The sequence below is a fragment of the Stenotrophomonas sp. Steno-C15 genome (assembly GCF_056393265.1).
On sequence record NZ_JBWJPF010000003.1, the window covers coordinates 221,591 to 240,867 of the forward strand.

At 70.0% G+C, this 19,277-nt stretch carries 12 protein-coding genes; all 12 read left to right on the forward strand.

The window, feature by feature from the left end; all coding sequences use genetic code 11:
- Positions 1-179: 179 nt before the first annotated feature.
- The 12 genes from AC06FB_RS04535 (at position 180) to AC06FB_RS04590 (ending at position 19,270) form a co-directional block, all read left to right on the forward strand.
- Positions 180-8,636 (forward strand): ESPR-type extended signal peptide-containing protein, encoded by an 8,457-nt coding sequence (locus AC06FB_RS04535; RefSeq protein ID WP_478053425.1) that lies wholly within the window; start codon positions 180-182, stop codon positions 8,634-8,636.
- A 158-nt stretch (positions 8,637-8,794) separates the two neighbouring features.
- Positions 8,795-10,648 (forward strand): S8 family peptidase, encoded by a 1,854-nt coding sequence (locus tag AC06FB_RS04540; protein ID WP_065182835.1) that lies wholly within the window; start codon positions 8,795-8,797, stop codon positions 10,646-10,648.
- A gap of 140 nt (positions 10,649-10,788) precedes the next feature.
- A complete protein-coding gene (gene gspE, locus AC06FB_RS04545; protein WP_111186337.1) occupies positions 10,789-12,510 on the forward strand; it encodes a type II secretion system ATPase GspE in 1,722 nt (573 codons plus the stop codon).
- Between the two features lie 24 nt (positions 12,511-12,534).
- Entirely contained in the window at positions 12,535-13,755 is a 1,221-nt protein-coding gene (xpsF, locus tag AC06FB_RS04550; RefSeq protein WP_262101088.1) for a type II secretion system protein XpsF, read from the forward strand.
- Positions 13,756-13,803: 48 nt separating this feature from the next.
- Positions 13,804-14,247 carry a type II secretion system major pseudopilin GspG gene (gene gspG, locus AC06FB_RS04555; protein WP_053520019.1) on the forward strand — a complete coding sequence of 148 codons (444 nt, stop codon included), beginning with the start codon at positions 13,804-13,806 and terminating at the stop codon, positions 14,245-14,247.
- Positions 14,248-14,253: 6 nt separating this feature from the next.
- On the forward strand, positions 14,254-14,748 hold the full coding sequence (gene xpsH / locus AC06FB_RS04560) for a type II secretion system protein XpsH (protein WP_074901860.1): 495 nt from the start codon (positions 14,254-14,256) through the stop codon (positions 14,746-14,748).
- The gene (gene xpsI / locus AC06FB_RS04565) at positions 14,748-15,164 is read left to right on the forward strand and encodes a type II secretion system protein XpsI (protein WP_053520017.1); all 417 of its coding nucleotides are present in this window, start codon (positions 14,748-14,750) and stop codon (positions 15,162-15,164) included. Before xpsH ends, xpsI begins: the two co-directional genes overlap by 1 nt.
- Entirely contained in the window at positions 15,161-15,793 is a 633-nt protein-coding gene (locus tag AC06FB_RS04570) for a type II secretion system protein J (RefSeq protein WP_128989080.1), read from the forward strand. The genes xpsI and AC06FB_RS04570 overlap by 4 nt, the downstream gene beginning before the upstream one ends.
- Positions 15,790-16,653: a type II secretion system minor pseudopilin gene (locus AC06FB_RS04575; RefSeq protein ID WP_262101087.1), complete on the forward strand. Its 864-nt coding sequence runs from the start codon at positions 15,790-15,792 to the stop codon at positions 16,651-16,653. Before AC06FB_RS04570 ends, AC06FB_RS04575 begins: the two co-directional genes overlap by 4 nt.
- Positions 16,650-17,807, forward strand: coding sequence for a PilN domain-containing protein (locus tag AC06FB_RS04580; RefSeq protein WP_262101086.1), 1,158 nt, complete (start codon positions 16,650-16,652; stop codon positions 17,805-17,807). The genes AC06FB_RS04575 and AC06FB_RS04580 overlap by 4 nt, the downstream gene beginning before the upstream one ends.
- Entirely contained in the window at positions 17,788-18,486 is a 699-nt protein-coding gene (gene gspM, locus AC06FB_RS04585; protein ID WP_164151713.1) for a type II secretion system protein GspM, read from the forward strand. Before AC06FB_RS04580 ends, gspM begins: the two co-directional genes overlap by 20 nt.
- Complete coding sequence (locus tag AC06FB_RS04590; RefSeq protein WP_263177281.1) at positions 18,476-19,270, forward strand: general secretion pathway protein GspN; 795 nt, start codon at positions 18,476-18,478, stop codon at positions 19,268-19,270. Before gspM ends, AC06FB_RS04590 begins: the two co-directional genes overlap by 11 nt.
- Positions 19,271-19,277 lie beyond the last annotated feature (7 nt).

Sequence of the window (19,277 nt, forward strand, 5' to 3'; positions counted from 1 at the left end):
CAGAACCATTCATCCCGCAGTAACCGCTTGGCGCATGCGCTCGGTTTTCTTTCGCTGCGCGCCGTTCGGCAATACCCCGCAGTAAATCACGCGAATAAACGCCCCCAGGGGACGTTGGACCAGAAGGTCCGGCGGTGGCGTTGCTTTGCCCAAAACCAGTCCAATCAGGAGCCGTACCGATGAATCGGATTTATCGCAAGGTCTGGAACAAAGCACTGGGTCAGTTGGTCGTGGCCTCGGAACTGGCCTCGTCCGACAGTTGCGGCGGGGTCGTCGACCAACGCCGCGATGCGACACAGGCCAGGCCCTTTGTACTGGCTGCCGCACTGGCGCTGGCACTGGGATTGGGCATGACCGGCGTCGCCTCTGCACAGTCGGTGGAGATCGGCGGCAACGCCAACTGCGTGGTGCTCAACAGCTCGATCGTCGACAAGTGCCTGGTGGATGGCAGCGCTTCGGCCACCGGCACCAATGCGGTCGCCGTGGGCACCGGCAGCCGTGCAACCGGTGCCAACAGCGTGGCGCTGGGCGCCGGCTCGAAAGCAACGCGTGCCAATACCGTTGCCGTCGGTGATGCGGGCAAGGAACGGCAGGTGACCCACGTCGCCGCTGGCACCGAGGCAACCGATGCGGTGAACAAGGCACAGCTGGATGCACAGGCGCGGGCCACGCAGGCGGCGTTGGCCGAAGCGACAGCCCAGAGCAGTCGCTACTTCAAGGCCGACGGCGCCGGTGATGACAGCGACGCGGCGAAGATCGAAGGGCAGGGCGCGATTGCGGTCGGCAGCGGCAGCCAGTCGCTGGCCAACGCCACCACGGCCGTCGGCACACAGGCCGTGGCCGCTGGTCTGGGCGCCAGTGCGTTCGGCCAGAACGCGCTGGCCATCGGCGATGCCAGCGTCGTCGTCGGCCAGAGTGCCGTTGCGCTCGGACTGGGAGATACCGCCGTCGGTGCCAGCGCTGTTGCGGCCAGCGAGAACGGCGCAGCGACCGCACTGGGCGCGTTGTCCGAGGCCAGTGCGGACGGCGCAACGGCGGTCGGTGGCGGAGCCGTGGCCATGGGCCCGGGCAGTACCGCCGTGGGTCGTGGCGCAACGGCCGCCAATGAAGCATCGATCGCGGTCGGTGCGTTCAGCACCGCCGTGGGTGAATACAGCACCGCGCTGGGTTCGAACTCGGCAGCGGTTGCCACCGGCAGTGTGGCGCTGGGCGCCGGCTCGCTGGCCGACCGGGTCGATACGGTATCGGTGGGCGCAGCCGAGTACGGTCTGACCCGGCAGATCACCAGTGTCGCGGCGGGTACCGAAGACACCGATGCGGCCAATGTCGGCCAACTCCGGGACGTCGCGGCCGTGGCCGATGCCACGGCCAAGCGTTTCCAGGCCACCGGCAGCAGCAACAGCGACGCCGGTGCGCTGGCCGCAGGCGATGACGCGCTGGCTGCCGGTGAAGCGGCCAACGCGCTCGGCGATGGCACCACCGCAGTCGGCGCCGGCGCCACCGCGGTCGCGCAGAACGCCACGGCGGTCGGCAACAACGCCCTGGCCGCCGGACAGAACAGCGCCGCGTTCGGCAACAACGCGCAGGCTGCAGGACCTGGCAGCGTCGCGGTGGGTGGCGCCGCCGTGGACGAGAACGGCAATCCGCTCATCACCAACGGCGGCGTGCCGGTGGAGACCGGTGCGACCAGTGCCGGCGTCGGCGGCACTGCGGTCGGTGCCAGCGCAGAGGCGGCTGGCTTCGCTGCGTCCGCCTATGGCGTGGGTGCCTATGCGGCCGGCGCGCAGTCCTCCGCATTCGGCGCGGTGGCCAACGCCATCGGCGACTACGCCACCGCAGTCGGCACCCAGAGCAACGCGACCGGCACCAGCAGCGTGGCCGTGGGTGGCCCGGCTGACCTGATTCCCGGCCTGGGCTTCTTCGTGCAGACCCAGGCCAGCGGCGAAGCCGCCACCGCTGTGGGTGCCGGCGCGATCGCCAGCGGTGACCGGACCGTGGCCAACGGCAGCCTGACCGAAGCCTCCGGCGCCGAAGCCACGGCCATCGGCTACTTCGCCTACGCACCCGGAGAAGGGGCCAGCGCGCTGGGCGCGCAGACCTGGGCCAGCGGCGCGCAGAGCACGGCGGTCGGCTACTACGCCACGGCGCGCGGCGCCAACAGTGTCGCCCTGGGCGCGAACTCTGAAGCCATCCGTGACAACAGCGTCGCCGTGGGCAGTGCCGGCAACGAGCGGCAGATCACCGGCGTCGCTGCCGGCAGTGAAGCCACCGATGCAGTGAACAAGGCGCAGCTGGACGCCGTGGCCAGCACCGCGGATACCACCGCCCATTACTTCCAGGCCCAGCCGGAAGCCGGCAGCGATGCCGGTGCGTTTGCCGAGGGGGAGGGTGCGGTGGCCGCCGGTTCGTCCAGCAACGCGATCGGCGCCGGTGCCGTCGCCCAGGGCGCGGGTGCTTCCGCCGTGGGCGATGACAGCGTCGCCATCGGTCGCAACAGCAGTGCCAGTGGCAACGGCGGGGTCGCCATCGGTGGACTGGGCCAGGCCTACGACCAGTACAACCAGCCGATCATCGGCGATGACGGTCAACCAGAACGTGTCGGCACCACCGCCGGCGCCGATGCCACCGCCGTCGGCAATGGTGCGCAGGCAACGGGTGCGTCGGGCAATGCGTTCGGCAGCGCGGCCAAGGCCACCGGCGACAACAGCGTGGCTGCCGGTGGCAAGTCGCGTGCGACCGGCAGCTACGCGGTCGCCGCGGGCGACAGTGCGTTCGCCAGCAGCGACGACAGCACCGCCGTCGGCGGCTACAGCTGGGCCACCGCCAGTGGCGCCAGCGCATTCGGTTCGGGCGCATGGGCCACCGCCACCAACGCATCCGCCTTCGGCAATGCAGCATGGGCCAGCGGCAGTGGCGCCACCTCCATCGGCTACAACAGCTGGGCCAACGGCACCAGCGCCACCGCCGTCGGCCGCGGTGCCTTCGGCTACGGCGACTACAGCGTAGCGTTGGGCTACCAGGCGCTGGGCAACACGGTCAACAGCATCGCCATCGGCACCAATACGGTGGCCGGCGGTGAAAGCGCGATCGCGCTGGGTGCCGGCAGCAACGCCAGCGGCAGCAACGCGGTCGCGTTGGGTGCAGGCTCGGTGGCTGATCGTGACCGCAGCGTGGCGGTTGGCGCTGCCGGCAACGAGCGCCAGGTGACCCACGTGGCCGCAGGTACGCAGGCCACCGATGCGGTGAACAAGGCACAGCTGGATGCCGTCGCGGCGGAAGCATCCACCACCGGCAAGTACTTCCAGGCCAGCGGCAGTGCCGACAGCGATGCTGGCGCTTACGTGGAAGGGGACAACGCACTGGCTGCCGGCGAGGCATCCAACGCCATCGGCGACGGCGCCATCGCCCTGGGCAGCGGCGCCAACGCACTGGCCAACAACGCGCAGGCGCTGGGCTTCAATGCCGTGGCCACCGCGGCCAACGCCAGCGCGATCGGTGCCAACGCACAGGCGACTGGCGAGTACGCCACCGCGCATGGCGCGGAAAGCGAAGCCAGCGGTGAACAGAGCGCGGCCTTCGGTGCTGCCTCGATCGCCAGTGGCGCCGGCAGCACCGCCAGCGGCGTGCTGTCCGAAGCCTCCGCAGAAGAGGCGACGGCGGTGGGCTACTTCAGCACCGCCAGTGGTGAAGCGGCCACGGCGGTCGGCAGCGAGAGCGTGGCCAGCGGCACGGCCTCGGCTGCATTCGGCATCGGTGCGGAAGCCACGGGTGGCTACAGCACCGCCATCGGCGGTTTCGCCAGCGCCTCGGCGTTCAACGCCACCGCGTTCGGCAATTTTGCCAATGCCTCCGGCTCCAACAGCGTGGCGCTGGGCGGCGACTCGGAAGCCTCCGGCGACTACAGCACGGCCACCGGTCAGGGCAGCTTGGCCACCGGTACCAATAGTGTCGCTGTCGGCGGCTCGTTGTTCGGCATTCTCGCCACCGAGGCGTCCGGCAACTACTCCACGGCCGTCGGTGGTGGCGCATGGTCGCCGGGCATCAACAGCACCGCGCTCGGCAATGCGGCCGAGTCGCGCGGCGCCAACAGCGTCGCGCTGGGTGCCGATTCGATTGCAGACCGTGACAACACGGTATCGGTCGGTGGTGGTGGCAACACCCGCCAGGTGACCAACGTGGCGGCAGGTACCCAAGGCACCGATGCGGTCAACAAGGATCAGCTGGACGCCGTGGCATCGGTGGCCGAGAACACGAGCCGCTACTTCCAGGCCAGTGGCAGTGCCGACAGCGACGCCGGCGCCTACGTTGAAGGTGACAACGCGCTGGCCGCCGGCGAAGCGGCCAACGCGATCGGCAACGGTGCCACCGCACTGGGCAGTGGTGCGACGGCGGTCGCCGCCAGTGCCACCGCCGTAGGCCTGGACAGCCTGGCCAGCGGCAGCAATGCCGCAGCGGTGGGCAGCAACGCACAGGCCACGGGTGAAAACAGTGCGGCGCTGGGCAACGGTGCGGTTGCCAGCGAGATCGGCAGCACGGCGACCGGCGCGGCCGCACAGGCCACGGCGGTGTACAGCACCGCCAATGGCTCGGAGGCGCTGGCCAGCGGTGCGCAGTCGCTGGCCAGCGGCTTCCGCAGCGCGGCGTCGGCCGATGGCACCACGGCGGTCGGTGGTTACAGCGAAGCCAGTGGTCGTCTCGGTTCTGCACTGGGTTACGGCACGATCGCCAGCGGGGCCAACAGTACTGCGACGGGCGTGTTTGCAACGGCCAGCGGCGCCAGCGCGGTGGCCATGGGTGATTCCAGTGAAGCCAGCGGCGATGAAAGCGTCGCCATCGGCGGCAGCACCTTCTTCGGTCTGATCCCGGCCCGCGCCAGCGGCTACGGCGCCGCGGCGTTCGGTGCGGGTGCATGGGCCACCGACGACTACGCCACCGCCATCGGCTGGAACTCGTGGGCCGACGCGGCCGATTCCACCGCACTCGGTGCCAGCGCCACCGCCAATGCTGCGAACAGCGTGGCACTGGGTGCGGGTTCCGTTGCCGACCGCGCCAACAGCGTGGCCGTGGGCAGTGCCGGCAACGAGCGCCAGGTGACCAACGTGGCGGCAGGTACCGAAGGCACCGATGCGGTCAACAAGAACCAGCTGGACGCCGTGGCGTCGGTGGCCGAGAGCACCAGCCGCTACTTCCAGGCCAGTGGCAGTGCCGACAGCGATGCCGGCGCCTACGTGGAAGGTGACAACGCGCTGGCGGCCGGCGAAGCGGCCAACGCGATCGGCAACGGTGCCACCGCACTGGGCAGTGGCGCGACCGCGGTCGCCGCCAGTGCCACCGCGGTGGGCCTGGACAGCCTGGCCAGCGGCAGCAATGCCGCAGCGGTGGGCAGCAACGCACAGGCCACCGGTGAAAACAGTGCGGCGCTGGGTAACGGCGCGGTTGCCAGCGAGATCGGCAGCACGGCGACCGGCGCGGGGGCACAGGCCACGGCGGTGTACAGCACCGCCAACGGCTCGGAAGCGCTGGCCAGCGGTGCGCAGTCGCTGGCCAGCGGCTTCCGCAGCGCGGCGTCGGCCGATGGCACCACGGCGGTCGGTGGTTACAGCGAGGCAACGGGTCGCCTCGGCACCGCGCTCGGCTATGGCACCGCCGCGACCGGCGCCAACACCACGGCCGTCGGCTTCGGTGCGGCCGCGGCTGGTACCGGAGCCGTGGCGGTGGGCCAGTCCAGTGAAGCCAGCGGCGATGAAAGCGTCGCCATCGGCGGCAGCACCTTCTTCGGTCTGATCCCGGCCCGCGCCAGCGGCTACGGCGCCGCGGCGTTCGGTGCGGGCGCATGGGCCACCGACGACTACGCCACCGCCATCGGCTGGAACTCGTGGGCCGACGCAGCTGATTCCACCGCACTGGGCGCCAATGCCACCGCCAACGGCAGCAACAGCGTCGCCCTCGGTGCTGCATCGAAGGCAGACCGCGACAACACGGTGGCGGTTGGCAGCACGGGCAGCGAACGCCAGGTCACCCATGTCGCCGCAGGTACCGAAGGCACCGATGCGGTCAACAAGGACCAGCTGGACGCCGTGGCGTCGGTAGCTGAGAACACCAGCCGCTACTTCCAGGCCAGTGGCAGTGCCGACAGCGACGCCGGCGCCTATGTGGAAGGTGACAACGCGCTGGCCGCCGGCGAAGCGGCCAACGCGATCGGCAACGGTGCCACCGCACTGGGCAGTGGCGCGACGGCGGTCGCCGCCAATGCCGCTGCCGTGGGCTTCAACGCGGTGGCGACGGGTGAGGATGGCGTGGCCATCGGCAACAGCGCCAGCAGTACCGCTGGCGGCGCGATCGCCCTCGGTGCGCAGAGCAGCAGCGCCGGGCCGGCCAGCGTCGCCCTGGGCGCGCAGTCGGAAGCGGAGGGCATCGGTGCCGTTGCGGTAGGTGGCATCGCCCAGGCCAGCGGCCTGGCCGCTACCGCCGTCGGCTACGGGGCCACGGCCGACGGTCGCGAAGCGACTGCGGTCGGCAACTTCGCCTATGCCAATGGCTGGCAGTCCACAGCCTACGGTGCGGGTGCCACGTCCAGCTTCTTCGGCACGGCCCTGGGCAGTGGCGCGCAGGCGGCCGACGTCGCCACGGCGGTCGGCCAGGGCACCACCGCGCAGATCGCCGGTGCGGGTTTCGGCGTACAGGCACGCGCCGGTGAGTACGGTACCGCGCTCGGCAACAACGCGGCCACCGGCCTCAATGGCGTGGCGGTGGGCTTCAACGCACTGGCCGGGCAGGATGCCAACAGCGTCGGCAGCGGTCAGCACACTACCGCCATCGGCAGCGAGGCGTGGGCGACCGAGGACGGGGCCACCGTGGTCGGCTACAACAGTTACGCGCAGGCAACCAATGCCACGGTGCTGGGCAGCAACACCTGGACGACCAAGGCCGCCGACAACAGCGTCGCGCTGGGTGCCGGATCGCTGGCGGATCGTGCCAACGCGGTATCGGTCGGTGCGGCGCAGGACTGGGTTGATGCGGCGGGCGTTACCCACAGCGCGATCAACCGCCAGGTCACCAATGTCGCGGCCGGTACCCAGGCGACCGATGCGGTGAACAAGGGCCAGCTGGATGTGGTGGCGGCCACCGCCGATGCCACCGGCCGCCACTTCCGTGCGACCGGTACCGGGACCGCCAGCGCCACGGGCAGCAACGCGGTCGCCGTCGGTTCCGGTGCCAGTGCCAGCGGCAACCGCAGCAATGCGCTGGGCAGCAGTGCCAGCGCCATCGGCAATGCGGCGCTGGCCGTCGGCGCCAACGCCGGCGCGACCGGTGCGAACTCGGTGGCGCTGGGCAGTGGCGCGCGCGCGCTGGACGCCAATGTGGTGTCCGTCGGCGGTGGCAACGGTACCGATGGTCCGGCGACGCGCCGCATCGTCAACGTCGCCGACGGTCGCATCGCCGCAGGCAGCAGCGACGCGGTCACCGGTTCGCAGCTCAACGTCACCAACCAGCGCGTCGGTGCGGTGGAAACCCGGGTCGGCGATTTCGATTCGCGTATCGCGACCGTGGAAACGTCCACTGCCAATGCGGTCGGTTATGACGACGCCAGCCGCGACCGGCTGACCCTGGCCGGCATCGAGGGCACCACGATCGACAATGTCGGCGCCGGCAGCATCGCCGCAGGCAGTCGCCAGGCGATCAATGGCGGCCAGCTGTTCCAGTCGCTCAGCGATGCCGCCAGCTTCCTCGGCGGTGGCGCCAGTGTCGGCATGCAGGGTGTGTTCGTCGCGCCGAACTACGTGATCCAGGGCGCCAGCTACAGCAATGTCGGCGATGCGCTCGGCGCACTGGACCGCAAGGTCAGCGAGATCGACCAGCGCACCGGGGGGGCGAACCGCTCCCGCACCGCCAGCCTGCGTTCGACCAGCACGCCGCTGGAGGGGGGCGCCGGCAGCCTGGCCGCGGAGACGGCCAGCGCCGATGCTGTCCCCACCGTGGCCACTGCCAGCACTGCCCGGGTACAGGGCGCGCCGACCGCCGCCGCAGCGGGCTCGGGCATCCCGGTCGTCACACCGGCAGCGGGTTTCAACGCGGTTACCGTGGGAGAGGGCGCCGTTGCCAGCGGCGCGTCGTCCACGGCCATCGGCCAGGGGGCCAGTGCGACGGCCGCCAACGCCGTGGCGCTGGGCCAGGGCTCGGTTGCCGATCGTGCCAACACCGTCTCTGTCGGCAGCGAAGGCAACGAGCGCCAGGTCACCAATGTCGCGGCCGGCAGCGCTGCCACCGACGCGGTCAACAAGGGTCAGCTGGACCGTGGTGTCGCCACGGCCAACAGCTACACCGATGGCCAGGTGAAGGCCGTGACCGACAGCTTCGATGTGTTCAAGGGCGAAGTCGATGGCCGCCTGCGTCATATGGACCGTCGCATCGATCGTCAGGGCGCGATGAGCGCGGCGATGCTCAACATGGCCACCAGCGCCGCCGGCATCCGTACCCAGAACCGGGTCGGCGTCGGTGTCGGCTTCCAGGGCGGCGAGTCGGCGTTGTCGCTGGGTTACCAGCGTGCAATCAGCGACCGCGCCACGGTCACCTTCGGCGGAGCCTTCAGCAGCGACGACAGCTCGGTCGGCGTTGGTGCCGGCTTCGGCTGGTAAGCCACTCCATCGCGCCGGCGGCCACCCACGCCGGCGCCACACCCGCAACGAGGGCCTGGGGGGAGGTCACGGCAATCCCGGCTGGGCCGGCCGGGAGTCGTCAAGGAATGATGGCCGCAGTGTTGGTTCGATCCATGACCCAGAAGAGGAATTTCGACGTGATCAAGAAGCAGAACCTTCGCATCAACGTGCTTGCCGCCGCCGTGCTGTCGATGACCGCGGTCGGTGCCGTCCATGCCGCCGGGTTGCCGACGCAGGAACCGGCACGCCAGGCGCGCACCGCACAGCCGGGCACCGACCGCATCATCGTCAAGTACCGCGCCGGCACGGCCGCTGCGCTGGATCGTTCGGCCAAGCTGTCCACGGTGCAGTCGGCGCTGACCCGCGCCAGCCTGTCCGGCGGCACTGCGCGCGCCAGTACCCTGGGCCCGCAGGTCGTGCGCAAGCTCGGCGTCGGCGCCGATGTGATCCGCCTGCAGGGCCGTCTGGCCCCGGCTGAACTGCAGCGCGTGCTGAAGGAGCTGAAGGCTGATCCGGCGGTGCAGTACGCCGAGGCCGACGTGAAGCTGCGCCGCAGCGAACTGCGTGCGGGCGATGTGCAGCCGGCGCTGGTGCCGAACGACCAGTACTACCAGCAGTACCAGTGGCACCTGCACAACGCGACCGGCGGCATCAACGCGCCGGCGGCCTGGGATGTTTCGCAGGGCGAAGGCGTGGTGGTGGCGGTGCTCGACACCGGCATCCTGCCGCAGCACCCGGATCTGGTCGGCAACCTGCTGGAGGGCTACGACTTCATCAGCGATGCCGAGACCTCACGTCGCGCTACCGACGACCGTGTACCGGGCGCACAGGACTATGGCGACTGGGTCGAGAACGACAACGAGTGCTACACCGGTTCGCTGGCTGAAGACAGCTCCTGGCACGGCACGCACGTCGCCGGCACCGTGGCCGAGCAGACCAACAACGGTGTCGGCATGGCCGGCGTCGCGCACAAGGCCAAGGTGCTGCCGGTACGCGTACTCGGCAAGTGTGGCGGCTACCTCTCCGACATCGCCGACGCCATCACCTGGGCCTCCGGTGGCACCGTGACCGGCATTCCGGCCAATACCAACCCGGCCGAAGTCATCAACATGAGCCTGGGTGGCAGCGGCAGCTGCGATGGCACCTACCAGGATGCGATCAATGGCGCGATCTCGCGCGGCACCACGGTCGTGGTGGCCGCCGGCAACGAGACCGACAACGCGTCCAATTACCGTCCTGCCAGCTGCGCTGGTGTGGTGACGGTGGGGGCCACCCGCATCACCGGCGGCATCACCTACTACTCCAACTACGGCACCCGCGTCGATCTTTCCGGCCCCGGTGGTGGTGGCAGCGTGGACGGGAATCCGGGTGGCTATGTCTGGCAGGCAGGTTCCGACGCGGCGACCACGCCGGATTCGGGCAGCTACAGCTACATGGGCATGGGCGGTACCTCGATGGCCTCGCCGCACGTCGCGGCGGTGGCGGCACTGGTGCAGAGCGCGTTGATCGCCGATGGCAAGGAGCCGCTGGCTCCGGCAGCCATGCGTACCCTGCTCAAGGAAACCGCACGCCCGTTCCCGGTGGCCATCCCGTCGGCGACCCCGATCGGTACCGGCATCGTCGACGCCAAGGCCGCACTGGCCAAGGCGCTGGAGGAACCGTGCACCGAGGACTGCGGCCCGGTAGCCACACCGCTGACCAACAAGGTCGCTGTCGGCGGCCTGTCCGGTGCGACCGGCGGCAGTGCCCTGTACAGCTTCGAAGCGGTGGCGGGCAAATCGCTGAGCGTGATCACCTACGGTGGCAGTGGCAACGTGTCGGTGTACCTGGCCCAGGGCCGCGAGCCCAGCGCGAGCGACAACGACGCCAAGTCCACGCGTGCGGGCAACGCCGAAACCGTGCGCGTCAACAAGCCGGTGGCCGGCACGTACTACGTCAAGGTGGTGGGTGAAGCCGCCTACAGCGGGGTGACCATCCTCGCCACGCAGTAATGCCATCACACTGTCGTAGATGAACTGGCGACGCCCGTCACCCCGTGGTGGCGGGCGTTGTCATTTTTCGAAAGGCGGCGCGATGGCGGCGGAAACCACGGCTTAACTGCTAAAGTCGGGCCGATCGACAGGAGAGTCACGTGAACGCGCTCGCTGCAACCACTGCCGACGACGCCGAGAGCCGCATCCTGGATGCGCTGCTGGCGCGTGGGCGGCTCAAGGAAGGAGACCTGGCCCGGGCGCGGCCGCTGCATGCCGAGGCCGGCGGCAGCCTGCTCGGCCTGCTGGTGCGCCTGGGACTGGTGTCCGAGCGGGACCAGGCGCAGGCCAGCGCGGATGTGCTGGGCCTGCCACTGCTGGAAGGCAAGCAGGTGCCCGAGACGCCGCCGCAGTCCCTCGCCGAAGGCCTGCCGCTGTCGCTGCGCTTCCTCAAGCAGTTCCACGTCTGCCCGCTGGCGCTGGATGAACACGGCGTACGGCTGTGGTTGGCCGATGCCCACGATGTCTACCCGCAGCAGGCCGTGCAGCTGGCCCTGGGCGTGCCGGTCACGCCGGTGCTGGGCATGCGGGCGGAGATCGACGATCTGGTCGAGCGCTGGTTCGGCCAGGGCCGCAGCGCCATGGGGGCGATCGTGGAAACCGCCGATGGTGAAGGCGGCGCGGTGGACGACATCGAGCATCTGCGTGACCTGGCCTCGGAAGCGCCGGTGATCCGCCTGGTCAACCTGGTGATCCAGCGCGCGGTGGAACTGCGTGCCTCGGACATCCATGTCGAGCCCTTCGAAAGCCGGCTGAAGGTCCGTTACCGCGTCGACGGCGTGCTGGTGGAGGGCGAGAGCCCGCCCGCCAACCTGACCGCCGCGGTCATCAGCCGCATCAAGATCATGGCCCGGCTCAACATCGCCGAGCGCCGCCTGCCGCAGGACGGCCGCATCATGCTGCGCGTGCAGGGCAAGGAGCTGGACCTTCGCGTCAGCACGGTGCCGACCGCACACGGCGAGAGCGTGGTGATGCGCCTGCTTGACCGCGAAACCGTGGTGTTCGATTTCCATCGGCTTGGCTTCACCGATGCATTCCTGCCGCAGTTCCGCAAGGTCCTGGAGCAGCCGCACGGCATCCTGCTGGTGACCGGCCCGACCGGTTCGGGCAAGACCACGACACTGTACACCGCGTTGAGCCAGCTCAATACCGCCGACGTCAAGATCATCACGGTCGAGGACCCGGTCGAGTACCAGATCGAAGGCATCAACCAGATCCAGGCCAAGCCGCAGATCGGCCTGGACTTCGCCAATGCGCTGCGCAGCATCGTGCGCCAGGATCCGGACATCATCATGATCGGCGAAATGCGCGATCTGGAGACCGCGCGCATCGCGATCCAGTCGGCGCTCACCGGCCATCTGGTGCTGTCCACCCTGCACACCAACAATGCCGCCGGTGGCATCACCCGGCTGCTCGACATGGGTGTGGAAGACTATCTGCTGACCTCCACCATCAACGGCATCCTCGCGCAGCGTCTGGTGCGCCGTCTGGAGCCGACCCACGCCGAGCGCTACCCGGCGTCGCCGGAAGAGATCGATCGTTTCGAGCTGCGCCGCCTGCAGCCGGAGGGGGCGATTCACCTGTACCGGCCGCGCCCCTCGGCACTGGCACCGACCGGCTACCTGGGCCGCACCACCATCATGGAATTCCTGGTGATGAACGACGCGCTGCGGCGCGCGGTGATGCGCCGCGATGGCATGGGCGAGCTGGAGCGCATCGCGCGCGAAGGCGGCATGCGCACCATGTACGAGGATGGCCTGGCCAAGGCCCTTGCCGGGCAGACGACCATTGAGGAAGTCCTGCGTGTGACGGAGGAGAGCTGATGCGCGCCGGAGCCCGGGGCTGACATGGCGAACTACCGCTACAAGGCCCTCAATCCGCATGGCGAGATCTTCGACGGGCAGATGGAAGCGGCCAGCGAGGCCGACCTGATCGCGCGCCTGCAGGACCAGGGGCATCTGCCGATGGAAACCCAGCTGGCCGATGCGGGGTCCATCGGCGGGGGCAGCTGGCGCAATCTGTTCCACCAGCGCCCGCTGCAGGGCCCGGCGCTGCTGCAGTTCACCCAGCAGCTGGCGACCCTGCTCGGCGCCGGCCAACCGCTGGATCGCGCGCTGTCGATCCTGCTGGGCCTGCCCGAGGACGAGCGCTCGCGTCGTGCGATCACCGACATCCGCGACGTGGTGCGCGGTGGTGCGCCGCTGTCGACCGCGCTGGAGCGCCAGCATGGCCTGTTCTCGCGCCTGTACGTGAACATGGTGCGTGCCGGCGAGGCCGGCGGCAGCCTGCACGAGACCCTGCAGCGGCTGGCCGATTACCTTGAGCGTGCGCGTGCGCTGCAGGGCAAGGTGATCAATGCGCTGGTCTACCCGGCCATCCTGCTGGTGGTGGTGGGCGGCGCGCTGCTGTTCCTGCTGGGTTACGTCGTGCCGCAGTTCGCGCAGATGTACGAGAGCCTGGACGTGGCGCTGCCGTGGTTCACCAATGCCGTGCTGCAGCTGGGCCTGTTCGTGCGCGACTGGTGGATCCTGCTGCTGGTGGTACCGGGCGTGCTGGCCCTGCTGTTCGAGCGCAAGCTGCGGCAGCCGGCCTTCCGGCTGGCCCTCGACGGCTGGCTGCTGCAACGGCGCAGCATCGGCCGCCTGCTCGGCGAGCTGGAAACCGCACGGCTGGCGCGCACGCTGGGGACGCTGCTGCGTAACGGTGTGCCGCTGCTGGGTGCGCTGGGCATCGCCCGCAACGTACTGGGCAACCGCGCGCTGGCAGCCGACGTGGATACCGCCGCCGACGAGGTCAAGAACGGTGCGGGCCTGTCGCTGGCACTGTCGCGCGGCAAGCGCTTTCCGCGGCTTGCCCTGCAGATGATCCAGGTCGGCGAGGAATCCGGCGCGCTGGACACCATGCTGCTGAAGGCGGCGGATACCTTCGAGCAGGACAGCGCCCGGCGCATCGATCGCCTGCTGGCGGCGATGGTCCCGGCGATCACCCTGGTGCTGGCTTCGGTGGTCGGTGCGGTCATCGTCGCCGTGCTGGTCCCGCTGTACGACCTGACCAATGCCATCGGTTGACGATGGACTCTTCCGCACTTCGACCCAACGCAACCGAAAGGACCGATCATGATCGCTAACCGTCGACCCATCCGCCTGTCCTTCACCGCCGCGCGGCACCAGTCGGGCATGAGCCTGCTGGAGATCATCATCGTCATCGTGTTGATCGGCGCGGTGCTGACCCTGGTGGCCAGCCGCGTGCTGGGCGGTGCCGACCGGGGCAAGGCCAACATCGCCAAGGCGCAGGTGCAGACCGTGGCATCCAAGATCGACAACTACCAGATCGATACCGGCAAGCTGCCGGGCGCGCTCACCGATCTGGTGACCGCACCGGCCGGCGTTGGCGGTTGGCTCGGCCCGTACGCCAAGCCGGCCGACCTCAACGATCCGTGGGGGCACGCGCTGGAGTACCGCGCACCCGGCGAAGGCCAGCCGTACGAGCTGATCAGCCTGGGCAAGGACGGCAAGGCCGGTGGCAGCAGCGTCGATGCCGACATCCGCTACCAGCCGTAATCCCGCATGACGTATTTCCTGCCGCGCCGGTTGCCCCGACCGCGCCTGCACGGCAGGCGCCCGGCGGGGCTGTCGCTGCTGGAGATGCTGCTGGTGATCGCGCTGATCGCGGCCATCGGCCTGATCACTGCGGCGGGACTGTCGCGTGGCTTCGCCGGCATGCAGCTGCGCAGCGCCGGCAAGGACATCGCCAACCAGCTGCGCATGGTGCGTGCACAGGCGATCGCGCGCGGCGAACCGCAGCGGTTCGTGATCGAGCCGGCACGGCATCGCTGGCAGGGGGCGAACCAGCGCCAGGGTGAACTGCCGGCACAGTTGACGGTGCGTTTCGAAGGTGCGGCGCAGCTGGCCACTGCGCCGGGGCAGGGTGTGATCGAGTTCCATCCCGATGGCGGTTCCAGTGGCGGCCGCATCCGCCTGCAGCGTGATGCCGCTGAATGGCGCATCGATGTCGGCTGGTTGACCGGTGAAGTCCGCTCCGGCCCATGGCAGGCGCAGTGATGCGGCGCGCGCGCGGTTTCACGCTGCTGGAGGTGATCGTGGCCTTCGCTCTGCTCGGGCTGGCGCTGACCCTGCTGTTGGGCAGCCTGTCCGGCGGTGCCAGGCAGGTGCGCGAGGCCGAACTGCGCACGCGCGCCGTCCTGCATGCGCAATCGCTGCTGGCTGCGGCGGGCGTGGATGCGCCGCTGCAGGTGGGGCAGCAGCAGGGCGACTGGGAAAACGGGCGCTATCGCTGGGAGCTGCAGGTGCAGCCCTGGACCGAGCCACGCGCCGGCAACGCCGCGGCCACGCAGTCGCCGGGTGCCCCGTGGCTGGCCGAACTGCAGTTGCAGGTGCGGTGGGGCGATGGCGAGCGCGAACAGCTGCGCTGGCGCAGCCTGCGCCTGCTGCCGCCGGACCTGGAGCGCGCGCGATGAAGCGGAGCGCTGCGGGATTCACTCTGGTTGAGGTGATGCTGGCGACCGTGCTGCTTGCCGGTGGCCTGGCGCTGGCGTTCGCCAGCGTGCGCTCGGCGATGGCGGTCAGCCAGCGGGGTGAACAGATCGCCGCCGAAAGCGAGCGGATGCGCGCGGTGCAGGCCCTGCTGCGGCGACAGCTGGCCGGGGCGATGCGCAGCCCGCTGGAAGTGCCAGACCCGACCCGCGAGCCGGTGTTCTTCCAGGGCGAAGAGCAACGGATGCTGTTCGTCGCTGATCTGCCAGGCTACCTCGGACGCGGCGGGCCCTATCTGCATGCGCTGCAGGTGGATGGCAAGGCCGGCCAGCAGCGTCTGCTGCTGGACCTGGTCCTGCTGCAGGAGGGCGAGCGCATCGCCGAAACGCCACCACGCCCGCCCGAGGTGCTGGTGGATGGCCTGCAAGCGGTGGAGATGCGCTATCGCGGCATCGATGCCGGCAGCGGGCAGATGACCGAGTGGCTGCCGCGCTGGGAAGACACCCGTCGCCTGCCTCTGCTGGTGGAACTGCGGATCGTGCCGGTCCGCGGTGCCGCATGGCCGCCCCTGGTGGTGGCCCCCCGCCTGGGCGGCGGTGGAGGGGGGCGTTGATGCGGTCGCGCGGGGCCGCACTGGTGCTGGTGCTGTGGTTGATCGCGCTGATGACCGCACTGGTCGGCGCGTTCGCGCTCAGCGCCCGCGTCGAGCATCTGCAGGAGCGCGTGCTCGACGACGATGCACGTGGCCAGGAGCGTGCCCGTGCGGGACTTGAGTACGCACTGATGCGGCTGTCACCGGATCCGCTGCGCGCGCCGTGGCAGGCCGATGGTCGCACCTATCGCTGGCAGTTCGACGGTGCCCGCATCGAGATCCAGGTGCTGGACGAGAACGGCAAGATCAACCTGAACCTGGCCGACGTGGCGCTGCTGACCGCATTTCTGCAGGCACTTGGCGAACCGGTGGACAACGCGCGCCAGCTGGCCGGCGCGATCGTCGACTGGCGTGACGAGGACAGCCTGCTGCAGCCCGGCGGCGGTGCCGAGGCACAGGATTACGCTGCGGCCGGGCTGCCGTATGGGCCACGCAACAAGCGCTTCGAGACGCTGGGCGAACTGCAGCGGGTGCTGGGCATGAACGGGCCGCTGTACCGGAAGATGCTGCCGCACCTGACCCTCTACAGCCGCCAGGCGCGACCGGATCCGCGATTCGCCAGCGCTCCCGTGCTGACCGCGCTGGGCCTGGATGCCGACCTCGTGCTGGCGCAGCGGAAGCCGCCGGAGCGTGACGGCGATCCGGCGGATGGATCTTCAGCGCTTGCCAGCAGCAGCGGCACCTATAGTATCGAGTCCCGTGTCATCGACGGCAGTGGACGCAGGTCGGTGTTGCAGGCAGTGGTTCGCAATGGCTCCGGGGGGATTCCCGGGCGGTCCTACACAGTGCTTCGCTGGGAGCAGGGAATGACGGCAAGATGACGGCTTGGCAGGACAGTCTGCGGCAGGTGCAGGGCCAGATCGGTCCTGGCGCCGGCCGTTTCCTGCGCTGGTGGCGGCACTCGTTGCTGGCGTGGGTGCCGGCGCGCTGGCAATGGGCGCTGGGCTGGGCCCAGGCACAGTTGCTGCTGCAGCGCGAGGGTGACCAGCTGCAGGTCTGGCGCGAAGCGGGCGAGCGCCGCGAGGCTGTGGTCACCCTGCCGTGGCCCTCGTCTCCGGCCGTACTGGATCGCGTGCTGGAGCCGCGCCTGCGCAGCCTGCCGCGATTCTGGCTGCTGCCGGTGGAGCGGGTCCTGCGGCGCACCCTGCGGCTGCCGGCCGCGGCCGGCGACCGGCTGCACGCGGTGGTCGGTTATGAGATCGACCGGCAGACCCCGTTCGAGGCCAGCCAGGTCAGCTATGACGTGCGTGAACTGGGCGCGGCAGGGGAAGGCCAGCTGCAGGTCGAACTGGTGGCCTGGCCGCTGCGCCAGATGGAGGCCTGGCGTGCCAGCGTGGGCGAATGGGGCGACGCCCTGGCCGGCGTCGACGCGATCGATGCGCAGGCTGGCACGCTGCAGGTCAACCTGTTGCCGCCGGCCCAGCGCCAGTCGCGGCCCGATCCGATGCGGCGCTGGAACCTGCTGCTGGCCCTGGCCGCGCTGGTGATGCTGGTACTGGCTGGACTGCAGCTGCTGGACAACCGCCGCGCCGCCGCCGACGCACTGCGTGCGGACGTAGAACGCAGCGCGCGCAGTGCCCGGGGTGTAGCCAGTGAACGCGCCCAGCTGCAGGCACTGATCGACGGCGCGGCCTTCCTGGAGTCGCAGCGCCGCCAGCATGCCGGCACGGTGGAAATCTGGAACGAGCTGACCCGCCGTCTGCCTGAAGGAACCTATCTGGAGAAGCTGGCCATCGAGAACAACGGTCTGCAGCTGATCGGGCTCAGCCGCGAAGCCTCGCAGCTGGTGCAGCTGCTGCAGGATGCTCCGCAATGGCGCAAGGTCAACCTGACCGGTGTGCTGCAGGCGGACGGCGCCGGCAGCGGCCGGGACCGCTTCACCATGACTGCCGAACTTCAGCCGTTGCCCGCGGCGGCACCGGCAACGCCGACAGCAGCGACTCCGGAGGCGGCCGATGCCAAGCGCACGCCGTGACCGCTGGCTGGCGCTGGCGCTGCTGCTGGCGGTGCTGGGCCTGGCTTACCTGTTGCTGGTGCACCCTTGGTTCACCCAGCCGCTGCGCGAGATCGATGCCGATGTCGCGGCCCTGCGCGAGCGCCAGCAGCGCGTGCAGGCGCAGCTGCAGCAGCAGCCCCAGATCGAACAGCGGCTGCGCGCCACCCGTGAAGCCTTGCAACGGCAACCCGGCTTCCTGCAGGAGGCCACTGCCGAAGCCGCGGCCGCCGCGCTCGGCGCGCGCCTGCAGGATGCGGTGGCCACTGCAAGCCCCGGCAACCGCAGCTGCACCATCAGCAATCGCACGCCGCTGACCGACAATCGCCGTGATGCCGAGTTCGTCCGTGTCGCCATGCAGGTACGCCTGCGCTGCGGCGTGGCGGAACTGGCGACCGTGCTGCACAGCCTGGAAACCGGCAGCCCGCGGTTGTTCGTGGACAACCTCAATCTCATCGCGCAGCGCTTCCAGCAGTCGCCGAACGAATCCGGGCTGGGCCTGGACGTCTCCTTCGAACTGGCCGGCTACCTGTTGCCCGGTGCCGCCAGTGGCGCTGCGGCAGTACCTCCCGCAGCGGAGCCCGCCGCGGCCGCCCCGGCCCCGGTCGAGCCGCCGCCACCGGCGGCCGCCGAGGGAGAGGAGGTCGCCGATGAAACGTGAGCCCCTCAGCCTGCGCACCGCTTTCCTGCTGGCCCTGGCCGGCTGGTCCGCGGCGGTATGGCTGGCCACCGGTTTCGGACTGGGCAGTCGCCTGCCGGCCGGCGGGGCCGACGCCGACCCCGCAGCAGCACTGCCGGTGCTGCCGGCGTTCGCTCCGGAACGGATGGCCAGTGCGGACAGCTACAGCGCCATCGCCGCGCGTCCGCTGTTCGCCGAAGACCGCAGGCCGCGCCCTTACCTGCTGGGCGGCAGTGAACCCAGCGCCAGCGCCGCTTTGCGCCTGACCGGTGTGCTGCTCACGGACGACTTCGGCCTGGCCACGTTCAGTACGGAGCAGAACCGCTCGCTGCGCCTGCGCCTCAACGGTGACGCGGTCGACGGTTGGCAGCTGGTCGCGCTGCAACCCCGCCAGGCGACGGTGATCGGCCCGGGCGGCAGCCAGGTGCTGGAACTTGCCGTATTCAACGGGCAGGGCGGGGAGCCACCGACGGTTCTGCGCGGCAGTACCGGTGCACCCGCACCGGGAGTGCCGGTGCCACCGCCGGTAGTGCCGCTGCCGGCGCAGGCCGCGCCGGCACAGGCGGCGACCGCACCGCAGCGTGCAGCGGACGCCACACCCGCGCCGGCGTCTGCTGCCGCCCCCCCGCCGCCGGCCAACAGCAACGGGCCCAGCGAAGCGCAGATGCAGGCCATCCGCGAGCGCATCCAGGCCCGCCGCCGCCAGCTGCAACAACAACAGCAACAACAGTCGCCGCCGCCTTCGGGCAATGGCGCCAACCGGTAGAGTGAGA

Coding starts and splice junctions, on each gene's coding strand:
- AC06FB_RS04535 (WP_478053425.1), top strand. CDS start 180: ATGAATCGGATTTATCGCAAGGTCTGGAACAAAGCACTGGGTCAGTTG.
- AC06FB_RS04580 (WP_262101086.1), top strand. CDS start 16,650: ATGACGGCTTGGCAGGACAGTCTGCGGCAGGTGCAGGGCCAGATCGGT.
- xpsI (WP_053520017.1), top strand. CDS start 14,748: ATGCGGCGCGCGCGCGGTTTCACGCTGCTGGAGGTGATCGTGGCCTTC.
- xpsH (WP_074901860.1), top strand. CDS start 14,254: ATGACGTATTTCCTGCCGCGCCGGTTGCCCCGACCGCGCCTGCACGGC.
- AC06FB_RS04590 (WP_263177281.1), top strand. CDS start 18,476: ATGAAACGTGAGCCCCTCAGCCTGCGCACCGCTTTCCTGCTGGCCCTG.
- AC06FB_RS04570 (WP_128989080.1), top strand. CDS start 15,161: ATGAAGCGGAGCGCTGCGGGATTCACTCTGGTTGAGGTGATGCTGGCG.
- gspM (WP_164151713.1), top strand. CDS start 17,788: ATGCCAAGCGCACGCCGTGACCGCTGGCTGGCGCTGGCGCTGCTGCTG.
- gspG (WP_053520019.1), top strand. CDS start 13,804: ATGATCGCTAACCGTCGACCCATCCGCCTGTCCTTCACCGCCGCGCGG.
- xpsF (WP_262101088.1), top strand. CDS start 12,535: ATGGCGAACTACCGCTACAAGGCCCTCAATCCGCATGGCGAGATCTTC.